16 protein-coding genes are annotated in these 17,570 nt (G+C 32.3%); 10 read left to right on the forward strand and 6 right to left on the reverse strand.

From position 1 onward, the window contains the following. Positions 1 to 17: 17 nt before the first annotated feature. Positions 18 to 1,319: an NAD(P)/FAD-dependent oxidoreductase gene (locus BM024_RS01535; RefSeq protein ID WP_090677779.1), complete on the forward strand. Its 1,302-nt coding sequence runs from the start codon at positions 18 to 20 to the stop codon at positions 1,317 to 1,319. A gap of 11 nt (positions 1,320 to 1,330) precedes the next feature. On the opposite strand, the gene BM024_RS01540 is transcribed toward BM024_RS01535, so the two are convergent. Further along, complete coding sequence (locus tag BM024_RS01540) at positions 1,331 to 2,410, reverse strand: DUF3810 domain-containing protein (RefSeq protein WP_090677684.1); 1,080 nt, start codon at positions 2,408 to 2,410, stop codon at positions 1,331 to 1,333. Positions 2,411 to 2,545: 135 nt separating this feature from the next. On the opposite strand from BM024_RS01540, the gene BM024_RS01545 reads away from it, so the two are divergent. From BM024_RS01545 to BM024_RS01565, 5 genes are all read left to right on the forward strand, one after another. Beyond that, the gene (locus BM024_RS01545) at positions 2,546 to 2,806 is read left to right on the forward strand and encodes a (2Fe-2S) ferredoxin domain-containing protein (RefSeq protein WP_090677685.1); all 261 of its coding nucleotides are present in this window, start codon (positions 2,546 to 2,548) and stop codon (positions 2,804 to 2,806) included. Positions 2,807 to 2,955: 149 nt separating this feature from the next. Next, positions 2,956 to 3,951 (forward strand): DUF2157 domain-containing protein, encoded by a 996-nt coding sequence (locus BM024_RS01550; RefSeq protein WP_090677686.1) that lies wholly within the window; start codon positions 2,956 to 2,958, stop codon positions 3,949 to 3,951. Next, positions 3,938 to 5,014, forward strand: a complete 1,077-nt coding sequence (locus BM024_RS01555) for a DUF4401 domain-containing protein (protein ID WP_090677687.1) — start codon at positions 3,938 to 3,940, stop codon at positions 5,012 to 5,014. Before BM024_RS01550 ends, BM024_RS01555 begins: the two co-directional genes overlap by 14 nt. Beyond that, positions 5,004 to 5,549: a GDYXXLXY domain-containing protein gene (locus BM024_RS01560; protein WP_090677688.1), complete on the forward strand. Its 546-nt coding sequence runs from the start codon at positions 5,004 to 5,006 to the stop codon at positions 5,547 to 5,549. The genes BM024_RS01555 and BM024_RS01560 overlap by 11 nt, the downstream gene beginning before the upstream one ends. Positions 5,550 to 5,633: 84 nt before the next feature. Next, positions 5,634 to 7,415, forward strand: a complete 1,782-nt coding sequence (locus BM024_RS01565) for an ABC transporter ATP-binding protein (protein ID WP_090677689.1) — start codon at positions 5,634 to 5,636, stop codon at positions 7,413 to 7,415. Between the two features lie 69 nt (positions 7,416 to 7,484). Here BM024_RS01565 and BM024_RS01570 read toward each other — a convergent pair whose 3' ends face one another. Next, complete coding sequence (locus tag BM024_RS01570; RefSeq protein WP_090677690.1) at positions 7,485 to 7,982, reverse strand: hypothetical protein; 498 nt, start codon at positions 7,980 to 7,982, stop codon at positions 7,485 to 7,487. Positions 7,983 to 8,290: 308 nt separating this feature from the next. Between BM024_RS01570 and BM024_RS01575 the strand changes: the two genes are divergently transcribed. From BM024_RS01575 to guaB, 4 genes are all read left to right on the forward strand, one after another. Then, the gene (locus BM024_RS01575; RefSeq protein WP_090677691.1) at positions 8,291 to 9,586 is read left to right on the forward strand and encodes a Na+/H+ antiporter NhaC family protein; all 1,296 of its coding nucleotides are present in this window, start codon (positions 8,291 to 8,293) and stop codon (positions 9,584 to 9,586) included. Between the two features lie 67 nt (positions 9,587 to 9,653). Next, positions 9,654 to 10,400 carry a 3-oxoacyl-[acyl-carrier-protein] reductase gene (gene fabG / locus BM024_RS01580; RefSeq protein ID WP_090677692.1) on the forward strand — a complete coding sequence of 249 codons (747 nt, stop codon included), beginning with the start codon at positions 9,654 to 9,656 and terminating at the stop codon, positions 10,398 to 10,400. 182 nt (positions 10,401 to 10,582) lie between these two features. Next, positions 10,583 to 11,446: a hydroxymethylglutaryl-CoA lyase gene (locus BM024_RS01585; RefSeq protein ID WP_090677693.1), complete on the forward strand. Its 864-nt coding sequence runs from the start codon at positions 10,583 to 10,585 to the stop codon at positions 11,444 to 11,446. 58 nt (positions 11,447 to 11,504) lie between these two features. Next, positions 11,505 to 12,977, forward strand: coding sequence for an IMP dehydrogenase (gene guaB, locus BM024_RS01590; protein WP_090677694.1), 1,473 nt, complete (start codon positions 11,505 to 11,507; stop codon positions 12,975 to 12,977). Positions 12,978 to 13,073: 96 nt separating this feature from the next. Here guaB and BM024_RS01595 read toward each other — a convergent pair whose 3' ends face one another. The 4 genes from BM024_RS01595 to BM024_RS01610 form a co-directional block, all read right to left on the reverse strand. Then, complete coding sequence (locus BM024_RS01595; protein ID WP_090677695.1) at positions 13,074 to 13,763, reverse strand: RluA family pseudouridine synthase; 690 nt, start codon at positions 13,761 to 13,763, stop codon at positions 13,074 to 13,076. Between the two features lie 107 nt (positions 13,764 to 13,870). Continuing rightward, a complete protein-coding gene (gene panB / locus BM024_RS01600) occupies positions 13,871 to 14,689 on the reverse strand; it encodes a 3-methyl-2-oxobutanoate hydroxymethyltransferase (protein ID WP_090677696.1) in 819 nt (272 codons plus the stop codon). Positions 14,690 to 14,747: 58 nt separating this feature from the next. Next, positions 14,748 to 15,935, reverse strand: a complete 1,188-nt coding sequence (locus BM024_RS01605; protein ID WP_143077697.1) for an SH3 domain-containing protein — start codon at positions 15,933 to 15,935, stop codon at positions 14,748 to 14,750. Positions 15,936 to 15,943: 8 nt separating this feature from the next. Then, positions 15,944 to 17,365 carry an L-serine ammonia-lyase gene (locus BM024_RS01610; RefSeq protein ID WP_090677698.1) on the reverse strand — a complete coding sequence of 474 codons (1,422 nt, stop codon included), beginning with the start codon at positions 17,363 to 17,365 and terminating at the stop codon, positions 15,944 to 15,946. Between the last annotated feature and the right edge of the window lie 205 nt (positions 17,366 to 17,570).

Consider the following 17,570-nt stretch of genomic DNA (forward strand, 5'->3'; position numbering starts at 1 on the left):
AATACAGTATGACTAAAATGAACATTCCTACATCGAGTAATCCTAGAGTAGTAATAATCGGAGGTGGTTTTGGTGGTTTATCATTGGCAAAAAAATTAAAGAATAAAGATTTTCAAGTAGTATTATTGGATAAACACAATTATCATACTTTTCAACCTTTACTTTACCAGGTTGCAACCGGAGGTTTGGAATCAGGATCTATTGCCTATCCTATTCGTAAAGTCGTACAAAATTATAATGATTTTTATTTTCGTTTGGCGGAAGTTGAGCGTATTGATACTGAAGGAAAGAAGGTAATAGCTGATATAGGTACTATTTATTTTGATTATTTGGTAATTGCTACTGGATCTAAGACGAATTTTTTCGGAAATGAGGAAATACGAAAAAATAGTATGGCAATGAAGACAATTCCTCAGTCATTGAATATTAGGAGTTTGGTATTGGAGAATTTTGAAGCTGCTTTATTGACTAATGATATTAAAGAACAAGAAGCTTTAATGAATTTTGTTATTGTTGGAGCAGGACCTACAGGTGTCGAACTAGCAGGTGCATTTGCGGAAATGAAGAAGCATGTTTTACCTAAAGATTATCCGGATTTAGATATTCGTAAAATGGAAATCAATTTAATTCAAGGTTCAGGAAAGGTTTTGGATGCAATGTCTGATAAATCATCACAAAAGGCTTTTGAGTTCTTAAGGAAATTAGGGGTTGATATTTGGTTAAATGAACAAGTAATTGATTATAGAAATAATAAAGTATCCACCAAATCTGGAAGAACTTTCAATACGGAGACGGTTATATGGACCGCTGGAGTGATGGGGGCAACAATAGATGGTTTTGAAGAGACTATTATTCAACGCGGAAATAGATTGAAGGTGAATGAGTTTAATCAGGTTGAAGGGTTTACTGATATTTTTGCAATTGGAGATGTGGCTAGCGTTATTACCGAACAAACTCCAATGGGACACCCTATGATGGCACAGCCTGCTATTCAACAAGGAGATTTGTTAGCTAGTAATTTGGTTCGAATAGCAAAAAACAAACCTTTAAAACCGTTTGTTTATAATGATAAAGGTTCTATGGCTACTATTGGAAGAAATAAGGCTGTAGTAGATTTACCAAAATGGCAATTTAGTGGTGTATTCGCTTGGTTTGTTTGGATGTTTATACATTTAATATCGCTTATTGGATTTCGAAATAAATTGGTTGTTTTTTGGAATTGGGTTTATAATTATTTAGTGTTTGATAGACAAGGACGTCTTATAGTTCGTCCTTATAAGCGAAAGAACGAAGAGAGCTTTCCTCAGAACATGAATTAATATAAACTTCCTTATAGAGATACTGTTTTATGGTAGTTGATCAATAGGTCTACAAATCGATTGTAAGAATATATTCCTTCCTTTTGATTTGTTGCCTTTAAGAAATTACCATAAAACATTTTAAAAAAAGTATTTGAAGGTCCTTTATATTGACTCCAAAAAAGCTGACTTTCATTTAAATTAAATAACACCCCTTCTGATATTTTACTGGTAAATTGGTTTAAATTACTATAAGAATTTCTTTCTAATGTACTTAAACAAAATCGAAGTGCATAAATAGTTGCCGCATATTGATAGAGAATATCTTGTTGTTTTAAAGCTCCTAAGTATCCTATTAAATTAGCCTCGCTTTCTTTCGCTATTCCCATTTGATGTGCTGTTTCATGTGTGGCAGTGACAATCATTCCAATTTTAGGTATTTTATAGTTTACTTGCGCTTCATTTGTAAAAGGGTTTAAATATCCAGAAAAACCCATATATGTTAGAGGTAGACTTAAAAATGATTTCTTTAAAGAGTTGTTTTTAAATTCTTTCCAATTTAAATCCGAGTTTAATTGCCTTACACCTTTTTGAGCATCTACTAATATTTTGTTAGTTGGATAATTTATTTTGACTGGTTGTGTTGAATCGGAATTTATTTGAATTTGTAATCGATTTGCTTTTTCAATGAGTCTACTTGTGATATTGAGAAGTTCTTCTTGTGTATACTGGGTATCGATATTTAATTGTTGGTTCAATGGGATTCTATAGTTGTTAAATCCCCAAAGTATATTAAATATCAAAAAAAATACTATTACAACCTTTATTAGGAGTTGTGATAATTGGAATATTAATTTTTTAATTCCATTTTTATTTTTAAAAAGGATGAATATTTTAAATATTACATAAGTAATTATGAAAGTATATAGGATATCTCCAACAGAAAAGGGGAATTTTCCAAAAGTAAATCTGATTACCTGACTAGTATGAAAATAAAATGTATTGGTATAATAATATTCTACCCATTCAGGATTTTTTTTAAAAATATTCAACACTATTAATTGAATAAATGCTATTAAGATCCAAACACTAATCGTGATAAAATTTCTCATATTTATGGTTCTATCTAATTAGAGCAAAATACAATAATTAACTATTGACATATTAAAATGAATAAAATTGTTTCTTTATTTAGAATTAATAAAAATAAAAACATTACTTTTGCTTCATAATCTACAACACCAATAATGAGTAAAGTTAAAAAAGGGGAGAACGTTATATTCTATTGTGATGGAAAAAAATGTTGTCGTTATAATGAAGAAGCAAAAACTTGTTTTGAAAATTTATTGGAGGAACATGGACTGGAATCAAGTGTTGAACTACAAAAAATGAAGTGTCAAGGAATGTGTAAAAAAGCTCCTGTTGTTTATATATCTTCAACAGACACTTATAAGAAAGAAGTTAACAAGAAGAAAGCAGAAAAGATTTTTTTGAAATATATAGCTTAACTTTTATTTTTTACTTCTTCGGAAACCCCTGTTATTTCCAAGTAATCCTTAAATTATTATTCCACATACAGACATTTTTTATTTATTACTAATTCTTTTATATTTTAAGATACTATTCGTTCCTCACAGGTTTTTTGTATTTTTAAAGAATGAAAAAGAATAAAAAAAAAAATTGGTCTAGATCTGATTTAAATCTTCTTCTTGATCATAGTTCATTGAGGGATGAGGACCTACAATGTCTGTTAAAAGAAGATTTTTATGCAGATTCTAGTTTATACAATAAAGTAGGGAAGCTTTCTTTAATTACTCTTGGCATTGGATTATTTGTGTTAGGAGTTCTATTTTTCTTTGCATATAATTGGGATTCACTTTCCAAATCTTTTAAACTTGGTGTTCCAATAGTGCTGATTATAAGTATTGTATCCTTGTCATTATTTACAAAATGGAAACTTTTATATAAAAAAACTCTATTGTTGGCAGCTTCCATATTGGTAGGTGTTTTGTTTGCAGTTTTTGGTCAAGTTTATCAAACCGGTGCAAATTCGTATGATTTATTCTTAGCTTGGATATTAGCTATTTCTTTATGGACATTAGTTTCGAATTTTTCTTGGCAATGGTTTCTTTATGTCATTTTAAGTAATACAACTTTGGTATTATATTATGTTCAAGTTTATTACTGGGAGAATGTTTTTCTATTTGGTATTTTTATGGTACTGATGAATTTGTTTTTCTTGCTATTGGCTATCATAGTAGATAGAAAATATGATAATGTAACAGTGCCTAGTTGGTATTTAATTATTTTGGAATTTATATTAATTACACTGCTTTGTGTTGGTTGTATAATTAGAATTTTTGATGATTTTAATGTTAATGGCAAAGTGAATTATTATTCTCTAGCTTTTGTCATTTTGAGCTGTTTATTGTTTGGAGTCGGATACTTATATGGTTATAGAAAACGTCAGTTGTTCTTAGTTGCAGCGATTCCTTTTTCTATAATTATAATTCTAGCTTTTTTTCTAGGCAATTTTATGTTTAATAGTGCTTTAGGCTATTTGGTTATTGGACTTTTTGCTGTTTTAGGAAGTACTTTACTAATAACTAAATTGAGTAATTTACAAAAAGAGTGGAGTAATGGAGACAAATAAAGAAATCAAAATTCTTGAGAAGAAGTTAGACGAGTTAAGCTCGATAGGAGTTTCATTTGATAGAAATGCCATTTTGGAAGCGAAAGAGGTGGAGCTTATGAGTCATTCATCTTTTGCTATAAAGTTTGTTGCACTTTTAGGTGGTATAATAGGTAGTTTTACATTGTTAGGAGCTGTTTATGCATTAGAATTATCAATTAACTACGTATTTAATTTAGTATGTGCTTTGTTGTTTTGGGGAATAGCTTTTTGGTTACACACAAAGAGAAAAACAATTGTATACGATACTATCTTAATCTGTCTAGTTCTTATGGCATCCTACTTTTGTTATGCTGTATTAGATGATCTAGATTATATATCTACGATTAATAGCTCTATTTTAGGAATTTCTATAGGTTTTGTTTGTGTGGTATTGTTTAAGAATGAGTTGTTGTCATTTCTTGGATCGATTGGAGTTCTTGTAAGTTTATTTGCAGTTGCGGTCGAGACAAATTTAATTTGGGGTGCAAGTCTCTACCTTATTTTAATTATGATATCTATTACATTTTTATTTTTAAATGAATCTGTTGTTTTATTAAAGGGAGCTAAAATTAGAAATGCATATAAATCAATTAGATTAGCTCATATTCTTGTAATTCTTGGAGTTTTAAATTATACTTCTCCTTCCAATTATTTTGGCGTGTCCTTTCATTTGGATGAATTAGTTGTAGTTAATTTATATATATGTTTAGTATGGTGTGTATTTAGAATTGTAAAAGAACAAAAGAATTTAAGTATACTAGATATTATTATAATTGTAGCTTTAGGACTATTACTGATACTACCTACGTATATGAGTTTAGGGTTTGGATTTAGTGTTTTATTGCTTCTACTGTGTTTCCGATCACAGTATAAAACAGGGTTAATACTTGCTATTCTTTCGTTTTGTTATTTTTTGTTTATGTTTTATTATGATTTGCAATTTACATTGATGATAAAGTCATTGTTACTAATGGGAACTGGGATAATATTAATTGGGTTTTATACATTGTTAAATAGAAAAACAAAAACGAATGAACTATAAAAAATATATTGTTGTTACTAATTTAATAGTAGTTCTTGTTTATTTTGGAATGACTGTGTTTAATAAAGAGACCATTTTAAAAGAAGGTGAGTTGGTGCTTTTAGAATTAGCTCCAGTTGATCCACGTTCTCTTATGCAGGGCGACTATATGAAGTTGAGTTATAAAATAGTTCAAAGTTCGTATATAGATGATATTACGGCTAATAATGACACTGTCAGAGTTAGTTCAGTTTTAGATCCAAATTCAGAAAACAGTATATCTAAGCGCGGATATTTGGTTATTCAACTAGATGAGAATGGGGTGGGGAAGGGAGTTCGTTTTTTTTCTAAAAATGAACCTTTGAAAGAAGGTGAACTATTAGTAAAATATTTTAAACCTGATTGGAGGCTTAATATTGGGGCTGAATCTTATTTTTTTCAAGAAGGTGATAGAGAGAAATTTGAAAAGGCTAAATATGGTGGACTTCGAATTGATAAAGAGGGAAATTCTATATTAATTGGCTTGTACGATGGTGACAGGAAGCTTATATATTAGATAAGAGGTTTTAAAAGGAGGGATATTAGGATGTGTATTTAATTGTAATTAGTGTTAAATAAATGTAATACTTAAATTTAGACTATGACATTAAGAGGACTTCTGAGTAAAATACGTCCATTCGTAAAACCATATCGAAGACTTGTAATTGCTACATTATTATTAACTATAGTTGGTTCTTTTGCAGTGCAAATCAATGCATTAATATTGCGTTATACTGTTGACGGTATTAGTAATCTTATGGTAGAGAAGCAACCATTGAGTTCTGGATTTCATTTGTTAGCAACTATAAGTATAGTTTTACTGATCAAGGAAATTTTATATACTTTTATCCAATTTGGTCAAAAATATTATGGTGAAAAATTAAGGATTTATATTTCTCGTGATTTTTCTCAAGCTATCGTAGAGAAGATACTGACTTACAAAATGGCGTTTTATACTTCTGAAGAGAATGAAAGTGGTAAATTGCAAACGCGTATTGATTTAGGGATTAGTAGTCTTACTAGATTGGTTCAAAATTTCTTTATTGATATAATGCCTTTGTTTGCAAATGCTATAGTGGCTTTGATTTTTATATTTTTAGCCAATGTATATGTAGGACTCTTAAGCTTAGCAATAGTTCCTATTTATTTTTATGTTAGTCAATTACAAGCAAATCGTTTGAGTGGTTTTAGAAGGAAAATGCGGACCTATAGAGAGACAAAAAATAATGGAATTATTTCACTTATAGATTCTATTACAGTTATAAAATCTTTTGTAAGAGAACCTTTGGAAGCTGAAAAGCATAAGAAGATTCAATATGATATGACGGAAAATCAGTTGCAAACGCGTAAAACAAGTTTTCTTTTTGAAGGCATAAAAAGTTTTTTAGAACAATTCGGATTAGTGATGGTTATTATTTTAACCTCATATTTTGTTCTGAATGGCGAAATGACAATTGGGGCTATAATGTTTCATATTTTGTTGTTTAACAATGTAACAGCTCCAATTAGACAATTGCATCGAATATATGATGAAATTAATGATGCAATGATTTATTCAGAAAGTTTCTTTGAGATTCTTGATGCGAATCAAGAAGTTGAGACTTCTGGCACCTATATACCAGAAAAGATAGGAGGACATATTGAAATGACTGATGTTTATTTTGATTATCCAAATGGGACAGAGGCACTAAAGGATGTGTCAATGGTTATTAAACCAAATGAAATTACCGCATTAGTTGGCTTAAGTGGAGCTGGAAAGAGTACTATTATCAATTTATTGGATAAGTTTTATCAACCTTCAAAAGGAACTATTTATTTAGATGGTGTTGATTTGGCTGATTATAATACTACGGAACTAAGAAAGAAAATTGGACTTGTGTTACAAAAAAATCATATTTTCAAAGGAACAATAGAAGAAAATATTCGATATGGTAATCCAGATGCAGAATTTTGTTTGGTTGAAGAAGCTGCAAAAAAGGCCTATATCCATGATCAAATTATTGAGCTACCTCAAAAATATCAGTCAGATGCTCGATTATTATCTGGTGGGCAACAACAACGTATTGCAATTGCTAGACTCTTTTTAAAAGATCCCGCGATTATATTTTTGGATGAACCAACGGCAAGTTTAGACGCAATTGCCACAGAACAAATCAAAAAGAGTTTAGATGCTATAAAAGAGAATCGAACAGTGATTATTGTTTCTCATAGTATTTCTCAAATTATAGATGCATCTAGCATCGTTGTTATGGAGGAAGGAAAGGTTGTTGCATCAGGTACTCATGAAGAGCTTTATGAACAGAGATGCACTTATTTTAAAATATTTTCTGCCATGGCTAACAGTCTAAACCTAGATAAAATAAGACAATCATTAAATATGTGATTTCAATTTAGGTTTGAAACAGAATTGGTAAAAAAAAGAGGCTGTCCTAAATATAACAGCCTCTTTTAATTAAAATTTATATCTGATTCCTAAACCAAAATCTCCATAAATACCATCTCGGTAATCATCGTTTAAGTAAATTTCAGGACGGAAATCTACTGAAAGTTGAAGAGGTAATTCAGAGAAATTATATTCAATTCCTATATTTCCTGTAATTAGGCCATAAGCACCACTATCTTTGTAATGAACTCCGTGTGCTTTGTATTTATGACTATAAGAACCAATACCTATACCAGGTCCTGCATACCAATTAAACCCACCATCAATATTCCATACCCATTGGTAGATTCCAGTTACTTTAACTGCATTAAATTCATTACTATTTCTCCAACCCAATTCGAGCTCTAAACGATTATTCTTTTGAAGTGCTCTTTGGTAGTTTATCCCAACTCCAAATTCACTATCACCACCAATACGTAATCCTAAGGCGTTTTTTGAAATATCTTGTGCATGTGCTCCATACAAAGAACCAACAGTCAAAATCGCTACTGCTATAATTTTTTTCATATCAAAATAATGTTTTTGCAAAAATAATACTATAATATTTTCGTTGCAAGGTTAATCTAACTAACACAACTCCTATGCCAATGAGGTGTTAAATTGAAATAGAATGTGATAAAAATGATTATCTTCGTTTTTTATCAAGAATTTTCAAAGATTATCATTTACAAGGTTTGAATTATACTAAGTTATGTAATTAATGGAATAGCAACCTACAACAACAAGTAAGGTGCTAAATATGATAAGCCAAATAATTGGAAAAAATGTTGTGAGCTTCATCGGTTTTTCTAATTTGAATAATTTAATTAGTAAACATGTTAACAAGCAAATTTTATACTTTACTTCCTTTTTTTATTTTCATAATTATCTTTTTAGGTACTGGAGTTTATTTGGGGGATTTTTATCAATTACCTGCACCAGTAGCTATTTTGGGAGGAATATCAGTTGCCTTTCTATTATATAAAGCGGATTTTAGCACTAAGATTAATTGGTTTATTCAAGGGTGTGGTGATTCTAAAATCATCACTATGTGTATTGTTTACCTATTAGCAGGTGCATTTGCCGTTGTTACCAAAGCGATAGGAGGTGTTGATATGATGGTGAGTATTGGATTACATTATATTCCTATATCATATTTAGCCTTAGGTGTTTTTTTGATTGCTTGTTTTTTGTCAGTTTCTATAGGTACTTCGGTTGGATGTATTGTTGCACTTGGTCCTATAGTTGTTGGATTATCTGAACAAAGTGGCATCTCATTAGGTTTGTTATGCGGTGCTTTACTAGGTGGTGCGATGTTTGGAGATAATCTTTCATTGATTTCAGATACAACAATTGCTGCTACACAAACGATTGGTTGTGAAATGAGAGACAAATTTAAGGCAAATCTGAAATTTGCTTTACCGGCAGCTATTATTACAATACTAATATTACTTTTTAAAGGAAGTAATTCGAATGTAAATGAAATGATTGTGGTTGGTACTACAGATCATAATTATTGGTTGCTTGTCCCTTACATACTTATTATATTTCTTGCTATGACCGGTATGCAAGTGTTTTCTGTTTTGTTTATTGGTATTCTAATTTCTGGTCTTATAGGTTTTGTAAAAGGTGATTTTACGTTGATTACATTCTCAAATGAAATTTATAATGGATTCACTTCAATGACAGAGATATTTCTATTGTCAATGTTAACGGGAGGATTAGCAAAAATGATGGAGTCAGAAGGAGGAATATCATGGTTGCTTTCAAAAATGAAGAGTTTTATGAAAAGCCCAAATAGTGCTCAATGGGGAGTAGGCTTTTTGGTTAGTAGTATCAATTTCGCCGTTGCAAATAACACAGTTGCAATTTTAGTAGCAGGAAATCTTGCAAAGGATATTGGAGAGGAATATGAATTACCAAAACCTACCTTAGCGTCTATTCTTGATATTTTTGCATGTGTAGTTCAAGGTTTATTACCATATGGAGCACAGGTTTTGATTCTACTAAGTTTTACAAATTCGAAATTGAATTATTTAGAATTATTACAGAATGTTCATTATATTTTTGCATTGTTAATTATTACCTCATTATACATGTTATTTGTTTCAAAAAGTAGAAAGATAGCGTAACAAAGTTAGAGCAAGTAGAAAATGTTTATATTTGCCCCTGGTTCAAAAGTTAAAATTGGATTTAAAAATGAAATTATTAGAAGGAAAAATTGCTATTATTACTGGTGCTAGTAGAGGTATAGGTAGAGGTGTAGCTAGAATATTTGCAGAACAAGGAGCTGATGTTGCTTTTACTTATAGCTCATCTGCTCAAGCTGCGGAAGAGTTAGAAAAAGAATTGAGCGCTTTAGGCGTACGTGCTAAAGGATATCAATCGAATGCAGCGGATTTTGATCAAGCTCAACAATTGGTAGATCAGGTATTAGTTGATTTTGGAAATATTGATGTTTTAATTAACAATGCAGGTATTACGAAAGATAACTTACTGATGCGTCTTTCTGAAAGTGATTTTGATAGTGTAATTGAAATTAACTTGAAGTCTGTTTTCAATATGACAAAAGCTGTTCAAAGAACGATGTTGAAAAATAGAAAAGGATCTATTATAAATATGAGTTCTGTTGTTGGTGTTAAAGGAAATGCTGGACAAACTAATTATGCTGCATCTAAGGCAGGGGTTATTGGTTTCTCTAAGTCAGTAGCTTTGGAATTGGGGTCTAGGAATATTCGTTGTAATGTAATAGCACCAGGATTTATTGAGACTGAAATGACAGCTAAACTAGGAGAAGAAGTAGTGAAAGTTTGGAGAGACGCAATTCCTTTGAAAAGAGGAGGTACTCCAGAAGATGTAGCTAATGCTTGTGTTTTCTTGGCTTCTGAATTATCGAGTTATATTACTGGTCAAGTAATTAATGTCGATGGGGGAATGTTGACTTAAAAATAATAATATAAAAAGGGCTTTTCTGAAAAGCCCTTTTTTTTTGTTAATAAATGTTTTTTTGAAAAAGAATATGTTTTACTTTTCCGCTTTCTTTGTGAAGATATTCAGTAAAAGGAAGGTTTAATATGTTGTTATTATAATTTTGAAAATTTAGAGCTATACGTTATCTTTGGACTCCTATGAAGCCAGTTAAAATAATAGAATGCCCACGCGATGCGATGCAAGGAATCAAGATGTATATACCTACTGAGAAAAAAGTGCAGTATATTCAATCTCTTTTGCGTGTAGGTTTTGATACAATAGATTTTGGAAGTTTTGTTTCAGCTAAAGCTATTCCTCAAATGCAAGATACTGTAGAGGTTCTAGAACTTTTGGATCTATCAAAGACACAAAGTAAACTTCTTGCTATTATTGCCAATACAAGAGGAGCTGAGCTAGCTGCTGTTCATAAAGAGATAAAATACTTAGGCTTTCCTTTTTCTATTTCTGAAAACTTTCAGATGCGTAATACTCATAAGACTATCGCGGAATCTCTAGTAACATTATCTGAAATTTTAGAGATTGCATCTAAAAATAATAAAGAGGTGGTAGCTTATTTATCAATGGGCTTCGGGAATCCTTATGGAGATCCTTGGAATGTTGATATAGTAGGTGATTGGACGGAAAAGCTTTCTAATATGGGAGTAACCATTTTGTCTTTATCTGATACTATTGGCAGTTCTACACCAGAGAAAATTGATTACCTATTTTCAAACTTGATCAAAGCATATCCAACAATGGAGTTTGGGGCTCATCTTCATACAACACCTGATTCTTGGTTTGAGAAGATAGATGCTGCTTATAAAGCCGGATGCCTACGTTTTGATGGTGCTATAAAAGGTTATGGAGGATGTCCTATGGCAAAAGATGATTTAACGGGCAATATGCCAACAGAAAAGATGTTAAGTTATTTTACAGCTAACAAGGTGGAAACCAATTTAAGTGCGATGTCTTTTGAAAGCTCATACAATGAGGCATTAAAAATATTTAATTTTTATCATTAATACTTTTTAAAGTCCATAAAAAAACCTAAATTTGCGTGCAATTCAACTACAAATTGCAATGAAAGCACATTCAGCTAAAATCATAGGAGAAGGGTTAACATATGATGATGTATTGTTAATACCTAACTACTCAGAGATATTGCCTAGAGAGGTAAGTATCCAATCAAAATTTTCAAGAAACATTACTTTAAATGTTCCAATCGTTTCTGCTGCTATGGACACAGTAACAGAAAGTGCAATGGCTATAGCTATGGCTCGTGAGGGAGGAATTGGTGTTTTGCATAAAAACATGACCATTGAAGAACAAGCTATCGAGGTTAGAAAGGTAAAAAGAGCAGAATCAGGAATGATTATTGATCCTATTACATTGCCTTTGACTGCATGTGTTGGTGATGCAAAGCAAGCGATGAAGGAGTATGGTATTGGAGGTATTCCAATCGTTGATGAAAATGGTGTTTTAAAAGGAATTGTTACTAATAGAGATTTGCGTTTTGAAAAAGTAAATACTAAATCTATATTAGAAGTAATGACTAAAGAAAATTTAGTTACAGCAGTAGAAGGAACTACGCTTCCTGAAGCAGAAGAAATACTTCAAAAGAATAAAATCGAAAAACTTCCAGTTGTTAATTCGTCTTACAAATTAGTAGGGCTTATTACATTTAGAGATATTACTAAATTGACTTTAAAACCAAATGCAAATAAAGACAAATTTGGACGTCTACGTGTAGCGGCAGCTCTTGGAGTTACAGCAGATGCAGTTGAACGCGCAGCAGCATTAGTTGCAGCAGGTGTAGATGCATTAATTATTGATACAGCACATGGGCATTCAAAAGGTGTTGTAGGTGTTTTAAAAGAGGTTAAAAATAATTTTCCAGAAATAGATGTTGTAGTAGGTAATATAGCTACTCCTGAGGCAGCCTTGTATTTGGTGGAGCACGGTGCTGATGCTGTTAAAGTAGGTATTGGACCAGGTTCAATTTGTACTACACGTGTAGTTGCTGGGGTTGGTTTTCCTCAGTTTTCAGCTATTTTAGAAGTAGCTGCTGCATTGCAAGGAACTGGAGTGCCTGTTATTGGAGATGGAGGTATTCGTTATACTGGGGATATACCAAAAGCTTTAGCAGCTGGTGCGGATTGTGTAATGTTGGGTTCAATGTTAGCTGGTACAAAAGAATCTCCAGGAGAGACTATTATATTTGAAGGAAGAAAATTCAAATCATATCGTGGAATGGGATCGGTTGAGGCTATGAAACAAGGTTCAAAAGATCGTTATTTTCAAGATGTAGAAGATGATGTTAAGAAGTTGGTGCCAGAAGGAATAGTTGGTCGAGTTCCTTACAAAGGAGAGTTGAATGAAAGTATGCAACAATTTATTGGAGGATTGAGAGCAGGAATGGGGTACTGTGGTTCAAAAGACATTAGAACTCTTCAAGAGAGTGCACGTTTTATTCGTTTGACTGCGTCGGGAATTGGTGAGAGTCATCCACATAATGTTACAATAACAAAAGAAGCTCCTAACTATTCACGTTAATCCTTATTATCAGAATAGTTATTTATAATAAAAAAAAGAGGCTATAAAATTTTTAAATTTTATAGCCTCTTTTTTTTATTATATGAATTTTGTTGATTAGACAAGATTCCAGATTACATCATCTGGTGTAGGTGCGACAAGTTTGATAATTTCTTTTGTAACAGGATGTGTAAATGTTAATGTTCTAGCATGTAGGTGTATGCCGCCATCTGGGTTACTTCTGTCGAAACCATATTTTAGGTCACCTTTTATTGGAGAACCAATAGCTGTAAGTTGTGCTCGTATTTGATGATGTCTACCGGTAAATAAATCTATTTCTAAGACACTATATGTGTTTAGACGTTTTAAAACCGTATAACTCAGAACTCCTTTTTTACTTTGGGGTACTTCTTTAATATGAGCTTTAGAAGTGTTGTTTTTAGGGTTTCTTACCAAATAATGAGTTAGTGTTGCGCTTATTTCTTCTGGTGTATTTTTTACAACAGCCCAATAGGTTTTCTTTGTTTCCCTATTTTTAAAAGATTCATTTAAACGAGTTAAGGCTTTGGAGGTTTTTGCAAATAAAACAATTCCTGAGGTAGGACGATCAAGTCTATGTACTACTCCTAAATATACAGCGCCGGGCTTATTGTATTTTTCTTTCAGATATTCCTTTATGATTTCACTTAAAGGAGCGTCTTTTGTTTGGTCTCCTTGAACTAAATCTCCGACGCGTTTGTTGATGACGATAATGTGATTATCTTCATATAGAACTTGTAGGTTATTTGGAGTACTTCTAATTTTCATTGTTATAAATCCGATATGTGTTTAAAAAAGGAAAGCATTAGTTCGATAAAATTAAAAAGGATGCATCTATTTTGGATGCATCCTATATTTACAAGAATTAATCTTGTTTAGTATTGTTCTTGCTCATTTGGAAAATCAACTGACTTCACATCTGAAACGTATTGCGAGACAGCCTCTTTCATCTGGTCATAGATATTTAAATAGCGTCTTAAAAAGCGGGGGTTAAATTCGTGGGTTAAACCGATCATATCATGAACGACTAGAACTTGTCCGTCAACTCCATTTCCAGCACCGATACCGATTACAGGGATAGAAATACTTTCTGCTACTTTTTTAGCAAGAGCAGCCGGTATTTTTTCGAGAACCAAGGCAAAACATCCTACTTTTTCAAGCATTTTAGCATCTTGTATTAGTTGGTCAGCTTCTTCGTCACCTTTTGCTCGTACGGTATATGTTCCGAATTTATATATAGATTGAGGTGTTAGACCTAAGTGTCCCATAACAGGAATTCCAGCGCCTAAAATCCTTTTAATTCCATCTTTTACCTCATGGCCTCCCTCTAATTTAACAGCGTGAGCGCCACTTTCTTTCATAATTCTAATAGCAGATCGTAAGGCTTCTTTTGGATCAGATTGATAAGTTCCAAAAGGTAAATCTACTACTACTAAAGCTCTTTCTACACCTCTTACTACAGAAGAAGCATGATATATCATCTGATCTAATGTAATAGGTAGTGTGGTTTCATGACCAGCCATTACATTACTAGCAGAATCTCCTACTAGCATAACATCTACACCACCAGCTTCTAAAACTTTTGCCATAGAATAGTCATAACATGTTAGCATGGATATTTTTTCTCCATTTGCCTTCATATCAATGAGTGATTTAGTGGTTACTTTTTTGTAGTCTTTCTTTGCAACTGACATTATAATTCAAGTTTTAATGAAAGGTAAAGGTACTTAAATTCTGTGAACTCTACTTTTTTTAACAGTAATAATAGAATACAACTTTTACCAATTTATTGTTGGTAAAGTAAAAATCATAACCTCCCATTTCAGTTTGTACCTTGAATATGTTATTTTCAAAATCGTAATAACTTAGGTATCCCTTGGTTACATTCACAAATCCCTCCATAGACGTTTTGGATGTAAATAGGTATTTGTGAAAGCGAAAGGCAGTTTTGTCAGTTATGTCTAATTCATAAATTTTTGTTGTTCTTTGTGAATCGTTAAAACCTACGGTTCCTAAAGTGTATAATCTATAGATATCACCTTCTTCAGCAGTACATTCATTATAAAAAGAAAGAAGTTTAATTCTCTTTCCTAAAGTTATTTCAATATCTGATTTTGTAAAACCCTTGATAGGTTCAAGCACACCGTTTAAAACGAACCCTGTTTGGTCAACTTTAAAAAAAGATTCTGCGTCTTCAACTTTTACTGGATTTAGAGCACCTTCAACATATTTTAGGAGTGTAGAATAGTATTTTTCACTGTTGATGTCCTTTTTAATCTTAGCCGTTTTAATAGCATATTCTAAAGCCGTTTTTTGGTCTTCTAAGCTATTTTGCCAACTTAATTCAAGCATTTCATTGGAAAATTTTAGCTTGTCTTCGTAAAATTCTGACTGATTATATTTCTTCACCAGCTCTTTAAACACAGGTCTTTTACCTAGTGTATACTGTTCTACAAAGGCATGACTTTCATCTTTGAATGAACCTATATTAACCCATTCATTTTGCTCAAAAGGGTAGTAGGTTAAAGCAATAGGTGTTCCATTGAAAAGTTTCCCGATGGTGGTTGATTCTTTAGTTGGTTCTTTGTAGACAGCAACTTTTGATTTTGTTATAAATAAATGAGGGGAACCATAATAATCGTCTATATCAATTATTGGAGCAGGCGATGAGATATACTCATCTTGACCAAATAAAGCATCACCAAGATAATCTTTGGTTATAAATCCTTTGGTTCCATTATCTAAAGTAACCTCGTACCATTTGTCTTTATGGTTATTTAGAACATCAACTTTAGCTCCTCTAAGTAAAACCCCTTTTTCTAAGCTTTTAGAATTAGGTTTTTCATAAACTAATTTTGGAGATATTACAAAAAAATGTTCTTGGGCAATAGCGGTTAAAGAGAATGCTATGCTGGCTAGAATTGTGTAAAGTACTTTCATATGCTCTGTTAACAATCAGATAAACTCACGGCAACTGCTAGTCCACCTTCAGAGGTTTCTTTATATTTATGATTCATGTCTTTTGCGGTTTCCCACATTGTGTTTACAACTTTGTCTAAAGGAACCTTTACATTTTTAGGATCTGTTTCGAGTGCTAATTCAGCCGCGTTAATTGCCTTTAAAGCTCCCATAGTATTTCTTTCAATGCAAGGAATTTGAACCAAACCAGCAATAGGGTCACATGTTAGTCCTAGATGATGTTCCATAGCAATTTCAGCAGCGATTAAAACTTGGTCTGGAGAACCTCCCATTAGCTCACATAATGCACCTGCTGCCATTGCAGATGACACGCCAATTTCTGCCTGACACCCACCCATAGCAGCTGAAATAGTTGCTCCTTTTTTAAAGATACTACCTATTTCTCCAGCAACTAATAAAAATTGTTGTATTTCCTTGTCTGAAGCTTTGTGATTTTCAATTACTAAGTAATACATTAACACGGCAGGTATAACACCAGCACTACCGTTGGTTGGTGCGGTGACTACACGTCCTAAGGCAGCATTAACTTCATTTACGGCTAATGCAAAACAACTTACCCATTTTAAAATTTGTCTAAAGTAAACTTTTGTTTTACGGATAGTTTGTAACCACTCATTTGGATTTGAATACGGAAGGTCTCCCTTAAGATTTTGATGTAAATCATAAGCTCTTCTTCTAACATTCAAACCTCCAGGAAGAATACCTTCTGTGTGACAGCCGGTGTAAATACATTCTAGCATGGTATTCCAAATGCGCATTAATTCTTTTTGAATCTCTTCATCAGAACGTAATGAACGCTCATTTTCTAATACGATTTCAGATATAGATTTGCCTTCCGCTTTACAGAATGCTAATAACTCTGTCCCTTTATCAATTGGAAAAGGAAAAGTAGCTTTGATCATTTCGTATTCGGGATTAGCAGCAGTCTCTTCTTTCACAACAAACCCTCCACCGATTGAATAAAAAATCGATTCATAAGTTCCATGGTTGTGAGTTGCTGTAAATTTCATTCCATTTGCATGGAAAGGTAAAAACTGACGATTAAATACAATATCTTCTTTTGGATTAAAAGAAATATTATATTGATCAGCTAGAAGTAATGTTTTTTGAGTATTAATTGTTCGTATAATACTATCTATATTATCTATAGGAACATATTCTGGGTCGGCACCACTTAAGCCTAACATTACAGCATAATCTGTAGCATGACCAACTCCTGTCAACGATAAAGAACCGTAAAGGTCGATACGTACATGAGTGGTGTCCTTAAGTAGATGTTGCTCATTCAATTCTTTTAGAAAAGATTCTGCAGCCCTCCATGGACCTAAAGTGTGGGAGCTTGATGGACCAACGCCAATTTTCAACATATCAAAAACAGAAATGCACTCCATAATAAATGATTTGGTTAGAACCACGAAGATACTACAAAACACGGAAGGCACAACTAAAGAGATTAAGTTCGTTCGTTAAAAATTCTGACAAAAGAAGCGGATATTTAGTCAGTTTTCCGGAATATATTTTAGTTGTAAAATGTCAAAATGTCATAATAAAAAGAGAGGGGAAGGGTAAAATCTGACACAAGAGAACCTTGAGAAG

Source organism: Myroides guanonis (assembly GCF_900114085.1).
Classification (GTDB): Bacteria; Bacteroidota; Bacteroidia; order Flavobacteriales; family Flavobacteriaceae; genus Flavobacterium; species Flavobacterium guanonis.